Source organism: Siphonobacter curvatus (assembly GCF_002943425.1).
GTDB lineage: Bacteria > Bacteroidota > Bacteroidia > Cytophagales > Spirosomataceae > Siphonobacter > Siphonobacter curvatus.
In genome coordinates this window covers 26734-43341 of record NZ_PTRA01000005.1, presented here as the reverse complement: position 1 = coordinate 43341, position 16608 = coordinate 26734, and the positions used below count along the sequence as shown (strand labels likewise).

General features: G+C 48.6%; 14 protein-coding genes. 10 read left to right on the top strand and 4 right to left on the bottom strand.

All coding sequences use genetic code 11. The features are described 5' to 3' along the window. The first annotated feature begins 1 nt into the window (after window position 1). Window positions 2-580 carry a cob(I)yrinic acid a,c-diamide adenosyltransferase gene (locus C5O19_RS20330; RefSeq protein WP_104715226.1) on the top strand — a complete coding sequence of 193 codons (579 nt, stop codon included), beginning with the start codon at window positions 2-4 and terminating at the stop codon, window positions 578-580. Continuing rightward, window positions 577-1080 (top strand): bifunctional adenosylcobinamide kinase/adenosylcobinamide-phosphate guanylyltransferase, encoded by a 504-nt coding sequence (locus C5O19_RS20325; protein ID WP_104715225.1) that lies wholly within the window; start codon window positions 577-579, stop codon window positions 1078-1080. The genes C5O19_RS20330 and C5O19_RS20325 overlap by 4 nt, the downstream gene beginning before the upstream one ends. A 40-nt stretch (window positions 1081-1120) precedes the next feature. Here C5O19_RS20325 and C5O19_RS20320 read toward each other — a convergent pair whose 3' ends face one another. Both C5O19_RS20320 and C5O19_RS20315 read right to left on the bottom strand, forming a co-directional pair. Further along, on the bottom strand, window positions 1121-2263 hold the full coding sequence (locus C5O19_RS20320; RefSeq protein ID WP_104715224.1) for a TlpA disulfide reductase family protein: 1143 nt from the start codon (window positions 2261-2263) through the stop codon (window positions 1121-1123). Window positions 2264-2316: 53 nt separating this feature from the next. Beyond that, the gene (locus C5O19_RS20315) at window positions 2317-2895 is read right to left on the bottom strand and encodes a nitroreductase family protein (RefSeq protein WP_104715457.1); all 579 of its coding nucleotides are present in this window, start codon (window positions 2893-2895) and stop codon (window positions 2317-2319) included. A 266-nt stretch (window positions 2896-3161) separates the two neighbouring features. Between C5O19_RS20315 and C5O19_RS20310 the strand changes: the two genes are divergently transcribed. Beyond that, window positions 3162-5507 carry a response regulator gene (locus C5O19_RS20310; protein ID WP_133163409.1) on the top strand — a complete coding sequence of 782 codons (2346 nt, stop codon included), beginning with the start codon at window positions 3162-3164 and terminating at the stop codon, window positions 5505-5507. On the opposite strand, the gene C5O19_RS20305 is transcribed toward C5O19_RS20310, so the two are convergent. Next, complete coding sequence (locus C5O19_RS20305) at window positions 5473-6720, bottom strand: TCR/Tet family MFS transporter (RefSeq protein ID WP_104715456.1); 1248 nt, start codon at window positions 6718-6720, stop codon at window positions 5473-5475. The genes C5O19_RS20310 and C5O19_RS20305 overlap by 35 nt on opposite strands. 152 nt (window positions 6721-6872) lie before the next feature. Here C5O19_RS20305 and C5O19_RS20300 point away from each other — a divergent pair, with 152 nt between their 5' ends. The 4 genes from C5O19_RS20300 (at window position 6873) to C5O19_RS20285 (ending at window position 11505) form a co-directional block, all read left to right on the top strand. Continuing rightward, on the top strand, window positions 6873-8312 hold the full coding sequence (locus tag C5O19_RS20300; RefSeq protein WP_104715222.1) for a PAS domain-containing sensor histidine kinase: 1440 nt from the start codon (window positions 6873-6875) through the stop codon (window positions 8310-8312). Window positions 8313-8335: 23 nt separating this feature from the next. Next, window positions 8336-9040: a DUF421 domain-containing protein gene (locus tag C5O19_RS20295; protein WP_104715221.1), complete on the top strand. Its 705-nt coding sequence runs from the start codon at window positions 8336-8338 to the stop codon at window positions 9038-9040. Window positions 9041-9142: 102 nt separating this feature from the next. Further along, entirely contained in the window at window positions 9143-10468 is a 1326-nt protein-coding gene (locus tag C5O19_RS20290; RefSeq protein ID WP_104715220.1) for a cytochrome ubiquinol oxidase subunit I, read from the top strand. A 14-nt stretch (window positions 10469-10482) separates the two neighbouring features. Then, the gene (locus tag C5O19_RS20285; protein ID WP_104715219.1) at window positions 10483-11505 is read left to right on the top strand and encodes a cytochrome d ubiquinol oxidase subunit II; all 1023 of its coding nucleotides are present in this window, start codon (window positions 10483-10485) and stop codon (window positions 11503-11505) included. 26 nt (window positions 11506-11531) lie between these two features. Here the strand turns inward: C5O19_RS20285 and C5O19_RS20280 are convergent, their stop codons facing one another. Next, complete coding sequence (locus C5O19_RS20280) at window positions 11532-12416, bottom strand: diacylglycerol/lipid kinase family protein (protein ID WP_104715218.1); 885 nt, start codon at window positions 12414-12416, stop codon at window positions 11532-11534. Between the two features lie 181 nt (window positions 12417-12597). Between C5O19_RS20280 and surE the strand changes: the two genes are divergently transcribed. From surE to C5O19_RS20265, 3 genes are all read left to right on the top strand, one after another. Beyond that, a complete protein-coding gene (surE, locus tag C5O19_RS20275; RefSeq protein ID WP_104715217.1) occupies window positions 12598-13329 on the top strand; it encodes a 5'/3'-nucleotidase SurE in 732 nt (243 codons plus the stop codon). Between the two features lie 143 nt (window positions 13330-13472). After that, the gene (locus tag C5O19_RS20270) at window positions 13473-14417 is read left to right on the top strand and encodes a ParA family protein (protein ID WP_102203024.1); all 945 of its coding nucleotides are present in this window, start codon (window positions 13473-13475) and stop codon (window positions 14415-14417) included. 28 nt (window positions 14418-14445) lie between these two features. Then, window positions 14446-15276: a ParB N-terminal domain-containing protein gene (locus C5O19_RS20265; protein ID WP_243406462.1), complete on the top strand. Its 831-nt coding sequence runs from the start codon at window positions 14446-14448 to the stop codon at window positions 15274-15276. Window positions 15277-16608 lie beyond the last annotated feature (1332 nt).

The window sequence follows — 16608 nt, the reverse complement described above, 5'->3', positions numbered from 1 at the left end:
TATGAAAATTTACACCAAAAAAGGCGACAAAGGAACGACGGGTTTGTTCGGCGGTAGTCGCGTCGCCAAAGATAACGTCCGCGTGGAGTGCATCGGTACGCTGGATGAGGTTAACTCAACGATTGGACTGTTACGCGTGAAGCTCGGGACTGAGCACGAATGGCAGACCAATCTGCACAAAATTCAGAAGGATCTGATGGACATGATGTCGCACCTGGCCCGTCCTTCCGACGCGAAAAAAATCAACACGAACCCGCTTCCCGAAGACGGAGCCGAGTTTTGCGAAACCTGGATTGATGACCTGGAAGCGGCCATGACCTCCCCTTCCGACTACTTCCTCTTGCCCGGTGGAAACGAGATTTCAGCCCTCTGTCACATGATTCGTACGCAGATGCGGCGGGGTGAGCGGCGACTGGTTTCACTCATCAAAACCGATACCGTCCACGAGGCCATTCCGGCCTACATCAACCGCCTGTCCGATCTGTTTTTTACACTAGCCCGGGCTGAAATGGATAAAGCCGGAGTCGCCGAAGAAAAATGGCAACTCTTTCTGTACAAACGCTTTAAGAAACCCGAATGATCATTTACATCTCGGGTGGAGCCCGGAGCGGCAAAAGTCGCTACGCTCAGGAGCGGGCTCTCGCTCTTTCGGAGTCGCCGGTGTACGTGGCTACGGCGAAAATCTGGGACGAAGATTTCGCCGGACGGGTGAATCGGCACCGGCGGGAACGCGGTCCGGAATGGACGACGTTTGAAGCCGAAAAAGATCTGGCTACCCTTCCCTTACCCGGTCGGGTCGTCGTCATCGACTGCGTCACGCTCTGGCTCACCAACCTATTTATGGCTCACGAAAACGATCTGGACCGGACACTGGCAGCGTTTCAGGCCGAGGTGGATGCTTTGGTAGAGACTCCGGCTACGTTACTGATTATTTCCAACGAAATTGGCATGGGCCTCCACGCCGATACGCCGCTTGGACGGCAGTTCACGGATTTGCAGGGCTGGGCGAATCAATACGTGGCCCGTCAGGCGGAGGAAGCAATTTTTATGGTATCCGGCTTACCCCTGCGGCTGAAGTAATGAGCAATGACCTGACACAAATCCATTCGTTTCTGTCAGGTCATTTATTCGCAAAAATTTGACCCAATTCCCGTTGCAGATCCTCTCCCCGTAGATCCCGGGCAATGATTTTACCCGAAGGATCAATCAGAAAATTAGCGGGAATGGACCTGATCCCGTACTGCTTGGCCGCTGCGTTTTCCCAGCCCTTTAAATCCGAAACCTGGGTCCAGGTAAGCTGATCTTTCTCAATGGCTTTTAGCCAGGCTTTTTTCTGACCCGGAAAATCGAGGGATACGCCCAGGATCGCAAAGCCTTTGGCTTTGTAGGTCTGATAAGCCTTGACAATTTGCGGATTTTCCTGCCGACAGGGACCACACCAACTGGCCCAAAAATCGATTAACACGTATTGATTTTTAAAATCCGATACCTTGACGGCCTTGCCTTCGGGTGTAGGCTGCTCAAAATCGGGGGCCGTACTACCCACCTGGGTGCGTGTGGGGGCTGCCAATTGCATGGGAATATCCCTACCCAGCGGCGTTCGCCTGAGCGTTTCCGGTATTTTCTGATAGACTTTACCCGCCCGTTCCGTCATGCCCGGTTGAGCGGCCACGTGGGATAAGCTAATCAGGCTGAGGTAAGCGTCGGGATGTTTGTCGGCAAAGGCCAGATGAATTTCATAGGATTCCCGCAATAGCTCCTGCTCCCGATTCAGCAGGCTGTCGTAGATGGTTTTATCTTTCAGCTTCTCTGGCGGCAGGGCCTGAGTTTGCCGAACAAAACGCTGAAAGGTTTCATCGTTGGCTTTCAACTGACTTTGCAGCTCCTGGTGTAAGGTATTACTCGGCGAACCCTGAATACGGATATGTTTCAGGGAATCCTTTGCTTGCAATTGCATGGTAACCGGTTCCAAATAAAACCGCAGGTAATCCATTTTTTCCCCCGCTGCCAACTTACTTTGATAGGGATTCTTGTGCAGATACAGTCCTGAAAAAACGGGGTAATCAATCGTTCCTTCGAAGGTAAACCGCCCGTCCTGTACCCGACTGGAATCTACGCTTTGCTGATTCCCCTTATCGTAAATTAAAAAGACTGTATCGCCATTTTTCAACGCGTCTACTTTGCCATTTAGGCGGAACGTAGACTGTGCGTTCAGTAAGAAGGGAGGTATGGCTAGTAACGTGAATAGAAGCGATCGTAGCATAGAGGTTAAGAAAAGCCCTTTGTCCAAGCTCGTCAGACAAAGGGCGGGGTTTGTTAATCTTCAATCCAGGTCAGCTTATCCATAATCGGTTTACGGACGGCTGGTTTGCTCGGGGCGGCATGGTGGCCCAGGTAAAAGAGACCGACGCACTTCTGATTTTCCGGTAGATTCAGGAAGGTTCCCAGGGCGGCCAGATTACCCGGCGTGCTCCAATAGCCGCCTAACCCCATCGCCGTTATGGTTAACCATATATTCTGCACCGCACAGGCTACGGCGGCCAATTCTTCCCACTCGGGTACTTTTTCGGGGTGTACTTCCATCACAATGGCGATGACAGCAGCCGATTTGAGGGCTTTCGAACGCGTACCTTCGTATTTGGCTTCCGAAAAATTTTCGGGGGTTGTTTGCGAACGGTACGTTTCGCCCAGAAAATCAGCGAGTTTGGTTAAACCATTTCCCCGGAAAATCGTAAAACGCCAGGGTTCGGTTAGTCGGTGCGTGGGAGCGAAATTGGCGTTCTCCAGAATCATCTCCAGATCCTTCACCGAAATTTCCTCATCGGTATAGCTGGGCGGGAAAATACTGCGACGCGAACGGATCACTTCGTTCAATACTTCTAGGGAAAGAGTCATAGCTTCAAACGTAAAGATCTGATTTGAAAGTCCCGAAGTTAGGAGGATTCCGCTGAACCCGGACAAAAATCCGTATACACTCGCCTTATCATTTGGTTACATATTCCAGCTTATTAGCCTTTTTTATAGTATATTTACTGTTTATCCCACTCCATCTTATCTTCTACGAATCGGTACGAAAACCCTTTCCGCAGCTGTATTATGAGAAGTCGGAAAAATTCCACCGCACCATCATTGCTATTCCGCCACCCGGCAGATCTTCTGTCATGAAAAAAAAAAGTTACTTGCTGCTATGGATACTGGCCTTTTTCTTGCCTAATGTCTATGCTCAGCCGAAAGCCGTCAAAGGTATACTCGACCTTCGGCATACCCCCCTTGAACAGTCGCAAGTTGCCCTGAACGGTGAATGGAAGTGGACTTGGGCACAACTGCGGAAGCCCGGGCAAGCCGCTTCCCGTACCGAATACACGCCTTTCCCCAGTTTATTCAATCAATCTCACTGGCAGGGCAAACCTTTAACCGGCCAGGGTTACGCTACCTATGAATTGACTGTACTATTGCCTGCCGGGCATCCTCCGTTGGCCTTGTTCATGGGCGATTGTTACAGTTCATTCCGATTGTTCGTCAATGACGAGGAACTTATGAATAGCGGGCAGCCGGGCACGAGCCGGGCGACCACCGTACCGTTCTGGACTTCTCAGTGTCAGCTGCTACCCCGTCAAACCAGCGATACGCTACGACTTTTACTACAAGTAGCGAACTTTCATCATTCCAAGGGCGGAACCTATCAGGAAATTCAAATGGGTGATGCCCAGAAGCTTCTGCCAGAATACCGCCAGGTCAAAGCCATTGATTGGTTATTAACGGGATTTCTGCTCATGGGTGGCTTACTGTTTCTGGGCCTATTCAGGTTTGGTCAACACGATCGGGCCATTTTATACTTTGCTCTGTTTGCGTTTTGTTACAGTTACCGCATTGTCGGTACGGATTTGTACGAAATCCATGATTTATTTCCGAATGGATCCTGGAGCTTTATGCTTCATCTGGAGTACTTGTCGCTGTTTCTGGGTATCGCCTTTTTTACGCAGTACACCCAGGCTCTCTACCCGCTCGATACGCATCGGGTCATTATCCGGGGCATGACCGGGATTTGTTTGTTGTTTGTTCTCATTACCCTGCTGAGTTCACCCCTGATCTTCACCCAACTCATCAATCCCTTTCTGGTTTTGATGTTTCTCTACATTGCCTATGCCTTTTACGTGTATTCACAAGCGGCCCGGCATCGGCGTTTAGGAGCTTATTATGCCCTGATGAGCACTGGCGTATTGATGATCGTATTTACCGTTATCAACCTGCGGTATTTTGGGCTGACTACCCCTGAGAAACAACTGCTGTTTGTAGGCTATCTCTGTTTCTTTTTGCTGCAATCGCTCATTCTTTCCTTTCGCTTCGCCTTTACATTGAAACAAGCTCGGCTTCAGGCGGAGGAAGGCTTACGGGTGAAGAGTGATTTCCTCAGTACCATGAGTCACGAAATCCGGACGCCGCTGAATTCCATCATTGGTATGACGCACCTGCTACTGGGCGAACGTCCCCGCACCGATCAGCAGCAGCATCTGGATGTGATGCTTTTTTCGGCGAATAATCTGCTCAACATCATCAACGATATCCTGGATTTTAATAAAATTGAGGCGGGAAAAATTGTTTTCGAAGCCATCCCCTTTGATCCGGTGCAGATGGCCCGAAACATCGTAGCCAGTTATCGGCCTTATGCGGCAGAAAAGCAGCTGGAATTAAAAGTTGAAGCAGATGCAGCCCTACAAACGCTCGTTGTAGGGGATCCCACCCGTACCTCGCAGGTGCTTACCAATTTGGTGCACAATGCCCTTAAATTTACTGAAAGCGGCTGGGTAGGACTTGGCATTCGCGTACTTGAACAATCGGATACGGAAATCTGGCTGGAATTTTCGATAGAAGATACGGGGATTGGCATAGACACTGAAAAACAGCAGCTCATTTTTGAACGCTTTACCCAGGCCGACTCCTCCATGACGCGTAGCTTTGGCGGTACTGGCTTGGGGCTGGCCATTTGTAAACATCTACTCGAATTGCAGGGCGTGCCCCTGCAATTGAGCAGTACGCCAGGCCATGGCTCCCGTTTTTACTTTCGTCAACGCTTCGCTAAAGCTGACAAACCCCTCGAAACTAGTCCAGTGGCTGTCGTGGACGAACATCCCTTACGAGGGCTAAAAATCCTGCTGGTTGATGATCAGCCCATGAATATTCTTGCGGCTCGTGGCATTTTGAAACGCTGGGGAGCTGAAGTCGTGACGGCGACCCAGGGAGAAGAAGCTTTACAAAAAGTCAAAACGGAGCAACCAATGCTGATTCTCATGGACCTGCAAATGCCCATCATGGATGGTTACGAAGCCAGCCGACAGTTACGGCAAGGCGGCTATACGCTCCCCATTATTGCTCTGACGGCTAACCTGATTCCCGAGATTTCGGAAAAAGTGAAAGCTTCGGGACTGAACGACATCGTCCTGAAACCCTTCAAACCCGAAGAATTACTACGGGTTATTCTTGATCATACGGCTTCGGTGGTACGATAACATCGGTTTTCTGTAACGTTCGTATGGCAAAAATCACGCTGAACAAAGCAAAAATGGCACCCGCGATAAACGGAGCCCCCGGAAAATAGACGGGTGCCGACGCCTGCGTAAAGTACGAAAACAGACTCGTCATAAACGGAGGCCCAATAATGGAAGTGACGCTCACTAGACTTGTCAGAGCCCCTTGGAGTTCACCCTGTTCATTGGCCGGTACCTGACTTGAAATAATTCCCTGTAACGAAGGTCCGGCGATTCCGCCAAGGGCATAGGGAATGGTAAAAACGAACATCATCCATCCTCGCGAAGCAAAGGCAAAGCAGATAAAGCCGATAATGGTACAAAACAGCCCCACGTATACTGAACGGCGGGGGCCAATTCGCGGCGTGATCAGTCGGATCACACCCGCCTGTACAATACCCACGCACAGACCAATACAGGCCAGTGAAAGGCCAACCCATTTTTCCGTCCACTGGAATTTTTCCATGGTAAAGTACGTCCAGGTACTCTGGGTAGCGTGCCCGGCAATGTAGATACATACCAGTGAGGCCGTCAGGCTCAAAATGATCGGGTACCGCCGCAGGTTAAGCAGCGAACTCACCGGATTGGCCCGTTTCCAGTCAAAAACGCGTCGGTTTTCCGGAGCCAAAGATTCGGGTAAAACAAAATAACCGTACAGGCAGTTAATCAGCGACAGTGCTGCGGCGACGAAAAAGGGTACCCGCGACCCCAAACTTCCTAGCAATCCACCCAATGCCGGTCCCAGAATAAATCCGGCACCGAAGGCCGCACCGACTAGCCCAAAGTTCTGAGCCCGTTTTTCGGGCGTACTCACGTCGGCGATGTAGGCACTAGCGGTAGTGAAGCTGGCTCCGGTAACGCCGGCCAGAATACGACCCACAAACAGCCAGCCAATGGAAGGAGCAAAGCCTTGCAGGATGTAGTCAAGTCCAAAACCCAACAAGGACGCTAGTAGTACAGGCCGTCGGCCAAAGTGATCACTCAGCCCTCCGAGTACGGGAGCACAGAGAAATTGCATAATGGCATAGGCAAAGGTCAGCCAGCCACCGTACAGTGAGGCTTGACTGATATTGCCCTGAATGAGCTCTTCAATGAGTTTGGGAAATACCGGAATAATGATTCCCAGTCCGGTAACGTCAATCAAAAGGGTAATGAAGATGAACGTCAGTGCTGCCGAAGGCTTAGTCGTAGCCATGTAGGTAAGGAGTGTCAAAACTCAAAAATACGAAGGTCCATTGAGGTTTGGATGATTTCCTTAAAAAGACTTAACTAGCCGCCTACAAGTAGATTACAGGTTGAATGAGTACGATTTTTTTAGAAAATTTCGAGTAGCATTGTTTGTGACTGATGAAATCACTCCAGATTGATATAACTTCAGAAGCTAATGATTCCCTGGGAATTCCGGTTTCTTCGCCGGGAGTCGCTTTGCTTGAACCGCTATACGCGGCGGAACAGCTCATGGACCTTCGGATCGTTTTTCTTAATGAAACCGGCCGGAATCTGTTACAATCCACTGCAGAAACTTCATTCCGAGCTTACGTACCCGATCCGTTTTTCCTGAATGTTTGTCCGCAGGTCATTCATACCCGACAACCTGTTCAGCAGCGTCTACAAATTCGCCCCGAACTTTGCCTCGACGCCACCCTGGAGATGGTCGGTACGCAAATGCTCTGCACCTTCTGGGAAGTACCCGATGCCATCCAACGACTACAGTCTATTCTGGATGCTTCGCCCAATAGTATCATTTCCATGAAAGCTCTTCGGCAGCAACCAGATACTCCGGAGCTGATTACGGATTTTCTGATGGAAAATGCCAATGCAACGGTGGAACGGGATCTGTATCTGAAACCGCAGGACATCACGGGAAAAACGCTGATGAGCGTTTTTCCGGGAAATAAAGAATCGGGTTTATTCGATATGTATGCCCGGGTGGCCGAAACCGGTCAGCCGGAACATGCTATTCAGTACTACCGGGATAGCAACGGATTGGAAGCGTGGTTTGATGTATCGGCCGTGGCCCAGGGGCCTGATCAGATTACCATTACCTTTACCAACATTACCCAGAGTCAACGTAATCAGCAACAGCTTAAGCAATCGAATGAAGCCCTAGAGCAGTTTGCTTCCATCGCCAGTCATGATTTGCAGGAACCACTGCGAAAAATCAGGCACTTTGGTCATTTACTAGCTACCCAGTACCAAGCTAATTTGGGCAAAGGAACCGAATTAATTGACAAAATGCAGTCGGCTACCGACCGAATGGGTTCACTCATTAATGATCTGCTCACGTTCGCTCAGCTAAGTAACGAATCGACGACTTTCGAGGCCGTTGATTTGAACCAAATTCTGACGGAAGTCTGCTCGGATCTGGAAGTACCCATTCGCCAACAGGAGGCTCTTATCACCATCGATCCCCTGCCCCACATTCAGGCGAATGCCTGGCAAATGCGGCAATTATTTCAGAACCTGCTTTCGAATGCTCTGAAGTACATTGCCCCAGGTGTTCGCCCCGTCATCCACATTCGTTCTCAGGGTCCCCAGATTTACCTGCGGGACCGGGCCGATTCGTTTTACCGGATTGAGGTATCTGATAATGGTATTGGTTTTAATGAGCAGTATCAGGAGAAAATTTTTGAAGCCTTCCAACGCCTCCACTCCCGGAACACGTATACCGGTACGGGTTTGGGCCTGACGATTGTTCGTAACATCGTCGAAAACCACGGAGGCCGGATTCTCGCTCATAGTCAAGAAAATCAGGGATCGACTTTTCAGATTTATTTGAAAGCCTAAGCTTTATCTTTACTCAACGCAGAATGGACGACTACGATATTCAGGATTGGTCCCGCATCCTGCTCGGTGATTTGCCGGGTCAATTTCTGCTGGAGGTAACGCTGCGAACCTTGCTCATGTTTATCGTGATCGTAGTGACAATGCGGCTGACTGGTAAACGGGCCGTACAGCAGCTTTCTATCATCGAACTGGTGCTGGTGATTGGCCTAGGGTCGGCGGCGGGTGATCCCATGTTTTACCATGATATTGGTCTATTACCTCCCCTGGTCGTTTTTGTAGTCATTCTACTGGCATACCGACTCATTACCCGGATGGCGGCGAAATCACGAAAAGTAGAGGAACTCCTGGAGGGTCGACCGATTCTAATTATTGAAAGCGGCCAGTTCTCCATTCAGAATTTTGACAAAGAAGACGTTGGACAGGATGAATTTCTGATGGAATTACGCTTGCACGGTATTGAACACCTGGGCCAAATTCGCCGGGCCTACATCGAACCCAACGGACAGGTAAGCGTATTTTATTACGCCGATGATGAAGTCCGCATGGGTCTTCCCATTTTACCCGGATTGTTTCTTCAGAAAACCGAACGTATTTCTCAATCGGGTACCTACGCCTGTACGTTCTGTGGACAGGTGGAGAAACTCATACCAAAAGACTCTTATCACGTCTGCCCGGTTTGCATGCACAGCGAATGGGTACAGGCTCTGGATACGCCTCGTATCACCTGAATCCCCAAGAGGTACTCCCCATAAATTGAAAAAAAATCATTCATTTCCAGGTAATACCTAAGAGCTTTGCAGCAAGGGTTCACGCATCAACACTGACTACTCATGGATGATTTTCTAGCTGCCCGCTCTCAGATGGCCCTTTCCCTGGGGTTCCACATCGTCTTCTCCTGTATTGGCATGGTTATGCCCTTTTTTATGGCCGTTTCCCACTACCTATGGTTGAAGACGAATGCCATGGTCTACCAGAATGTAACGAAAGCCTGGAGCAAGGGCGTGGCCATTTTCTTTGCGGTTGGAGCCGTATCGGGTACGGTTCTCTCTTTCGAACTGGGCCTACTCTGGCCTACTTTCATGAAACACGCCGGGCCCATTTTCGGCATGCCCTTTTCCCTGGAAGGTACTGCTTTCTTTATCGAAGCCATTGCCCTGGGTTTTTACCTGTACGGCTGGGGTCGGTTTAATCCCTGGTTTCACTGGGTAACGGGCGTTGTGGTAGGAATCAGTGGTTTAACTTCGGGTATTCTGGTCGTAGCAGCCAATGCCTGGATGAACAGTCCGGCGGGATTTGACTTTGTTAACGGTCAATACCTGAATGTTGATCCCATTCAGGCCATGTTCAACAAAGCCTGGTTTTCGCAGGCCCTGCACATGTCTATAGCCGCCTTTGCCGCAACGGGATTTGCCGTAGCGGGCGTTCATGCCTTAATGATTCTGAAGAATAAAAATGTTGATTTTCACCGAAAAGCCTTCAAAATCGCGGCTCTATTTGCTTGCCTGGCAGCGATCCTACAGCCCCTGAGTGGCGACCATTCGGCCAAGGATGTAGCCCAGCGGCAACCCGCCAAGCTCGCTGCGATGGAAGCCCATTTTCGTACGGAGAAAAGGGCCGCACTGGTCATTGGCGGCATTCCGGACGCCGATGCGGAACGGGTGAATTACGCTATTAAAATTCCGGGCGGACTGAGCTTTCTGGCCCACGGCGATTTCGACGCCGAAGTAAAAGGCCTTGATCAGATTCCTAAAGCCTTTCATCCGCCCGTGGCTATTACGCATTATGCTTTTCAGATTATGGTGGGGCTGGGTATGGCTATGCTGTTGCTTTCGCTGCTGTACCTCTGGGCCCTGTGGAAGAAAAAAACGGACCGTTCCTGGCTCCTCAAATTATTCGTAGTAGCCATTCCGCTCGGTTTCATTGCCGTAGAGGCGGGCTGGACCGTTACAGAAGTAGGTCGCCAACCCTGGATTATTTATGGCATTATGCGTACGGCCGACGCCGTAACGCCCATGCCGGGTATTGCGTATTCGTTCTATCTGTTTACGGCGGTATACCTGTCCCTGGCTGGAGTCGTGGTCTTTATGCTGTATCGGCAAATTAAAATGGTCGATCAGCTCTACGATCGTCCTCAGGGGGTTAAGGAATACCATTAACAATTCTCAGGCCTATGCTTACCGTTGTCATCATTTTTCTCTGGGCTTCCCTCCTGCTCTATCTGCTGCTGGGCGGAGCCGATTTTGGAGCGGGGATCATTGAAGTCTTCACCTCGCGGGCCAATAAAACCCAGACCCGCAAAACGCTTTACCGAGCCATCGGTCCGATTTGGGAGGCCAACCATATGTGGCTCATCATTGCCATTGTGATTCTGTTTGTAGGCTTTCCAGCCATCTACGCGACTATGTCCGTGCATTTGCATATTCCGCTGACCATTATGCTGTTAGGCATTATTGCCCGGGGTACTGCTTTTTCGTTCCGGCATTACGACGCAGTAGTGGATGACATGCAACACCTCTACAACCGGATTTTTGGCATTTCCAGCGTCATTACTCCGCTGTTTCTCGGCATCATTGCGGGAAGTACCGTATCGCGTCACATTGATCCGCAGGCCCGAACCTTTCTCGATGCGTATATCTTTTCCTGGTTACACCCCTTTCCGATCGCCGTGGGCTTGTTTACCGTCGCCATTTGTGGCTTTCTGGCAGCCGTTTATCTGGTGGGCGAAACAGATACGCCCAGTGAGCGGCAGCAGTTTGTTGACAAAGTAAAAGGAATGAATATCCTGGCGGTCGTTTGCGGAGGACTCGTTTTCCTGGCGGCGTACTGGGAGGGTATTCCGCTCATGGATTGGGTGTTCGGTCATCCGCTGGGTCTCTTGGGCGTACTGGCAGCCTCGGCTTCATTGGTGTTGCTCTGGTATTTGCTCCTGCATGGAAAAGGAACGGTACTCCGTCTCCTGGCAGGCTTTCAGGTCATGATGATTCTGTTTGTGGCTACCTACCGACATTTTCCCAACCTGGTACTACTCAAAGGCGGTGGGTACCTTTCCCTACTCGAACACCGGGGGCAGGATAAAACCATTCAGGCTTTGGGCCTTGCTTTATTGCTGGGCAGTGTATTGATCCTGCCCGCCCTGATCTATCTGATCTACAGTTTTCAGAAAAAAGAGCCCAAACAGGCTCCTGTATACTGATTATCTTACTTCGAGTAGCCGGGCCGTTAACGTAGTACCTGTAAGCGGCCCGGCTGGATTTGTATCTGCACGGGGCCAGGTGCTTCGATGCGTTCGTCATCACAATGAGCGTTCGTCTGTGCCCATTCAATGCGAATCTCTCGGCCCATGATGCTGGGTAAAGAAAAAACGTCGTGAATGCCGTGGCTTTGGTTGAGCACATGCTGGGCTAGAACCGTTCGGTCTTCCTCTGAAACCAGTACCACTTCAAAAGCTCCGTCCCCCCAGTCTGCTTCTGGAGCCAATGCCAGATTAGGACCGATGGAGCGAATATTCATTACTTCGATGAGAAGATAACTTCCTTCGTAAACCTTTCCATCGATGGTTAGCCGAGCCTGACAGGGCTTCGCTTTTTGAATCAACTCATGAAGTACCTCCAAGGCATAGGTCAATTCATCGGAAGGATTCTCAGGTTTATCGAGCTTTTTCATAGTATCCATCAAATCAGGAAACAACCCAAAGCCGAAGGCTTCCATAAAGAACGCTTCTTCGGGCAAGCCCTCTACCCTGCCGATGTCAAAAGGCTGCGGCTGGCACTGGCTCCAGGATTGGACGATCTGACGGGTTGGAGCCGAAACCCCCAATGATTTGGCGATGTTATTAGCCGTTCCGCAGGGAATAACGGCCAAAGGTAAATGGCTGTCTGCCCATGCTCCCTGTACGAGTGCTTTGGCCACCTGCCGGATGGTACCGTCACCTCCTACCACGGCAATGAGTCCCGTATCGGCGTCGGGTAAAGGCCAGATGTCCTCACTCGCTGAAGTATAGTCGCAGGCGTAGCCTTCTTTTTGTAGTAAAGCAATTAGGTCCTGAGCTTCGTGTTCTTCGTCCCCCGCTGCCGGGTTATGCACGAGTTGTACTTTCTTTTTCATGCGTCATTTTCTACTAAAAGTATACCCGAAGGCAAACCGATGACGTATGAGTCAAATTCATTAACCTTGCTGATCAAAAGCCTTCTTTGAATTCTGTCTAACGGATACCCCAAACTTACTCAATCTCCCTCTGAACGGTTTTCTAGCGGTTATTCCCTATACGCAACCAATCGAATGTATTATGCGAATCTTAGTAACCAACGACGACGGTATTTATAGCCCCGGCATTGCTGCCTTAGCGAAAGTAGCTACTGAATTTGGAGAAGTATACGTGGTTGCTCCGGATGTCGAGCAATCTTCCATGGGCCATGCCGTTACGCACTCCCGCCCATTGAGTTTTAAAAAATCACCCATTACGTTTGGGGACCATATTCAGGCCCACCGGGTCAATGGTACGCCCGCCGACTGCGTAGCTCTGGGTACGCACCTATTTACGGACGTAGATGTAGTACTATCCGGGATTAACATGGGTCCTAATTTAGGTAATGGCATGTGGCACTCGGGTACGCTGGCAGCAGCCAAACAAGCTGTGTTATTAGGCATTAAAGGCATTGCCCTCAGTACACCCGTGGGCAAGACCGAACCCGATTTTGAAGCCCTGGAACCCTTCGTACGACGAACCCTTGAATTATTGCTGGCGGATAAGGAAGTTAATTTAACCAACGTAAACTTTCCTCCCGAACCGACTGATCTTCGCTGGACCCGGCAATCCGTACGCCAGTACGATGGTTACATTGTTCCGGGTCAAGACCCCCTGGGTCGGAAGCATTACTGGTTTACCGTTACCCCGCTGGAGCCCGCGGATGAAGGTACGGACCGCTGGGCCGTTGAAAATGGCTTTGTATCCATGACACCCCTAAGGCTGGATTTAACCGATGAAACAGCTCTGAAGAAGGCTTTACAAACGCCATAATTTTTGCAGCTTAAGAAAATCCCTCGTTCAGCTTGACCCCTGAAGAGGGATTTTTTGTGCCCTTAGGAAGAAAAATCATTTTCTTTTGGGATAAAAAAAGTTCTTTCTATTTTTGACAAAGAGAAAATTTTATCCCTGAGCTTATGCTTACGCCTGAAAAAGCGATTCGATTCCTACGTTCGAAACCTGCTCTTAACCTTTCTCAAATCGAAAAAGAAGCCGGTATTCCTTCTAAAACACTTCATAAAGCTCTTTCTGAACAGAAAGACATTCCGGTTAAACACCTGCAGGCTCTGGATGAAGCCCTGCGTAAGTACGGTTATTCGGAAACCCTGTTCGATAAAGCTCAAATCATTTCCATTGTCAACCACAAAGGTGGCGTAGGCAAAACCACGACGGTCATTAATCTGGGTAAGGCCCTGAGTCTGCTCGGAAACCGGGTGCTACTGATTGATATGGATTCTCAGGGTAATCTTTCGCAGTGTTTTGGAATTCACGAGCCCAAAGAGCAGATCATTGATGCTCTCCTGCACAACTCGCCCCTGCCCATGCTGCAAATTACCGAGACGCTGTACCTGACGCCGTCGGACATTCGGATGGCTTATAAGGAATCTGAACTGGCGAATGCCATTGGTGCTGACCGCCGCTTAGCTCTCAAGCTGGAAGAAGCCCGCGATAAGTTTGACTATATTCTCATTGACTGTCCACCGAGCCTGGGCATTTGTACGACCTGTTCGCTGGTGGCTTCCAATTCCTGCATTGTACCCATTCAACCCGAAGCCAGTGCGTACCATGGGGTAGAAAGTCTTTTCAACCGGATCGCTGAAATCCGTACCTATATCAATCCAACGCTTTCCGTGAAGGGCATTGTTTTCACGATGGTTCACAAAAACCAGAGCGTTCACAAAAGCATGATGGCTCACATTCGGGAGAACTATAAAAATTTCCCAATTTATAATTCCATCATTGAGGTCTCCACGGTTATCAAACAATCGCAGGTAGCCAAAGAAGACTTGTATAGTTACTCCCCAAAGTCGGTTTCGTGGCAGCAGTACAATCAGCTGGCTACCGAACTAATTGAACACTGATATGGCGAAAAAAGACTTCATGAACCTAATGAAGGAAAAGACGACCGATCTGAAACCTTCACTCCTGTCTTCCGAGGAACATATCAAAAGTCAGATTACCGTTCTGCCGGAATTAAAAGATCTTATTCCGCCCCTCACCGCGGACGAATCCCAGCAGCTGGAACAAAATATCACTAAACACGGGATTAAGGATCCGCTGACCATCTGGGAAACCACGGCTGCAACGGCGGGAATAAGTGACCAGCCAACGCCGGTTTTCATTCTTATCGACGGCCATAACCGATACGCCATCGCTCAGCGGTACCACCTGGATTTTCGCATCAATCTGGTACATTTTACTTCACTGGCCGAAGTAAAAGATTACATGATTGATTACCAGTTAGGCCGTCGGAACCTGAGTCCCGAGCAGGCTTCATACCTGCGGGGTTTACGCTATTTACAGCAGAAGAACGCACGGGGTGGGAATCAGTTTGCCGAAAATGAAAACGTATCCGCAGCACTGGGCAAGGAATATGGCGTAAGTAGCCGGACCATTAAACGCGACGGCGACTTTGCGGCCGGACTGGAAAAGTTAACGCCCGATTTGAAAAACGCGGTTCTGACCGGGAAGCAGAAATTACCGAAAGCTTCGATCAATGCGGTTGCTAAAGCAGCAACGACTCACTTACTAAGTACTCCCGAAGAAGTCATGGAAGTTGCGGCTCGCCCCAGTCTCCAGCAAGACGAACGACAACAGCTTCAGCAGTCCATTCGTACCCTGGCAGTAGGTCCGTTAACTAAAGAAACTTGTCAGCAGCTACTCGATCAATTGCACCACTATCAGCAACTGCTCAACCAAAGTGACAGCGTGTCACTTTGATCAGAACAAGTCTCATTGGATGAATTATTAAAAAGCAAAGTGACAGCGTGTCACTTTGCTTTTTTTGTGACACTTCGTTTCGTACCCACTAGTGGAAGCTTTTGCATCTGAATAATCGCTACAGCGTATCATTAACGACCGTAGGTAGGGCAGGGGAATGTTTATTATTCATTGCTCCAATTACGGTTGCTAACCAAAGGGACAGCATGTCCCTTTGGTTAGCAGGACAAGCATAAACTATCACAATTTGTGACACTTTTCGTAAAGAGATCATAGCCTGCACTTCTCGCAACTATCACAAACCTTTAACGTAATCATTTGAAAACCAATAGTATTCGTTCACAAATTGTGATAGTTTTATTTGCAGTTATCGTAATTCGATTACTATAGTGAATAGCTCCTGTATTCAATGAATGTCCTAATTATCAGTTAGTCAGGAACCTTTCGTTGATAAGACCAAAGTGACAGCGTGTCACTTTGGTCTTATGAGCCACCTCTATTAAAAAACTATCACAATTTGCGACACTTTCATCTTTATCATCATCTCGCCAATTAAACGGGTGTATAGACGGCATAAACCTTTTAATTATCTGTCTATCAATGATTTATACAAACAATTTGTGATAGTTATGGTATACCGTATGTATAGCTGTGTTGAAGAAATATTGACCCTTTTCTACCAGTTTGTCCCTATGAATCAAGGCTTTATAAAAACAATTTGTGATAGTTGAATACAACTATAAATCCATTTAAAATCCATGGTAAGAAGAGAAAGCAAATGCAGTAACTAGCTGTTTATCAGAACTATACCCAAACAATCTGTGATAGTTTGTGAGATTGCAAAACGTTCGGCCCATTTAGGAGTTTGATCGAAATGGGGGATTCATAGAGATCCATTTACTATTCACAAATTGTGATAGTTTTTCAAAATGACTTTTCACTAGTAGCCTCCGTGCATGTTTTTAACCTAATAATGAATACATTAACAGCAATTGTACCTCTTTTCATCGCATGAAATCCATTGAATACCGGCAAACTATCACAAAATGCACGTGCCCGCACGCCGGAACTTTTAGCTAATCACTTTAATCTCCTTTGTTTTTAGGTCTTCTCTTAAGTCCATCAGCCTTACTCACAGCTTTTTTCTTTTCATCAAAAAATTACGAAAATCATCATCAATTCCTTGTTTGATGTTTTTATATTATATTTTAATAGTATTTCCGGCAAAAAAAACACTTGTAAGTAATTGATATTCAATGAATTATTTGTGGATAACTTGAGAAACTATCACAGATTCCACGTACAACTATCACAGATTTCACACCAAACTAT

Bases quoted from the DNA above. Each gene is read 5' to 3' on its own strand.
- C5O19_RS20330 (WP_104715226.1), top strand. From the start codon at position 2: ATGAAAATTTACACCAAAAAAGGCGACAAAGGAACGACGGGTTTGTTC.
- C5O19_RS20325 (WP_104715225.1), top strand. From the start codon at position 577: ATGATCATTTACATCTCGGGTGGAGCCCGGAGCGGCAAAAGTCGCTAC.
- C5O19_RS20320 (WP_104715224.1), bottom strand. From the start codon at position 2,263: ATGCTACGATCGCTTCTATTCACGTTACTAGCCATACCTCCCTTCTTA.
- C5O19_RS20315 (WP_104715457.1), bottom strand. From the start codon at position 2,895: ATGACTCTTTCCCTAGAAGTATTGAACGAAGTGATCCGTTCGCGTCGC.
- C5O19_RS20310 (WP_133163409.1), top strand. From the start codon at position 3,162: ATGAAAAAAAAAAGTTACTTGCTGCTATGGATACTGGCCTTTTTCTTG.
- C5O19_RS20305 (WP_104715456.1), bottom strand. From the start codon at position 6,720: ATGGCTACGACTAAGCCTTCGGCAGCACTGACGTTCATCTTCATTACC.
- C5O19_RS20300 (WP_104715222.1), top strand. From the start codon at position 6,873: ATGAAATCACTCCAGATTGATATAACTTCAGAAGCTAATGATTCCCTG.
- C5O19_RS20295 (WP_104715221.1), top strand. From the start codon at position 8,336: ATGGACGACTACGATATTCAGGATTGGTCCCGCATCCTGCTCGGTGAT.
- C5O19_RS20290 (WP_104715220.1), top strand. From the start codon at position 9,143: ATGGATGATTTTCTAGCTGCCCGCTCTCAGATGGCCCTTTCCCTGGGG.
- C5O19_RS20285 (WP_104715219.1), top strand. From the start codon at position 10,483: ATGCTTACCGTTGTCATCATTTTTCTCTGGGCTTCCCTCCTGCTCTAT.
- C5O19_RS20280 (WP_104715218.1), bottom strand. From the start codon at position 12,416: ATGAAAAAGAAAGTACAACTCGTGCATAACCCGGCAGCGGGGGACGAA.
- surE (WP_104715217.1), top strand. From the start codon at position 12,598: ATGCGAATCTTAGTAACCAACGACGACGGTATTTATAGCCCCGGCATT.
- C5O19_RS20270 (WP_102203024.1), top strand. From the start codon at position 13,473: ATGCTTACGCCTGAAAAAGCGATTCGATTCCTACGTTCGAAACCTGCT.
- C5O19_RS20265 (WP_243406462.1), top strand. From the start codon at position 14,446: ATGAAGGAAAAGACGACCGATCTGAAACCTTCACTCCTGTCTTCCGAG.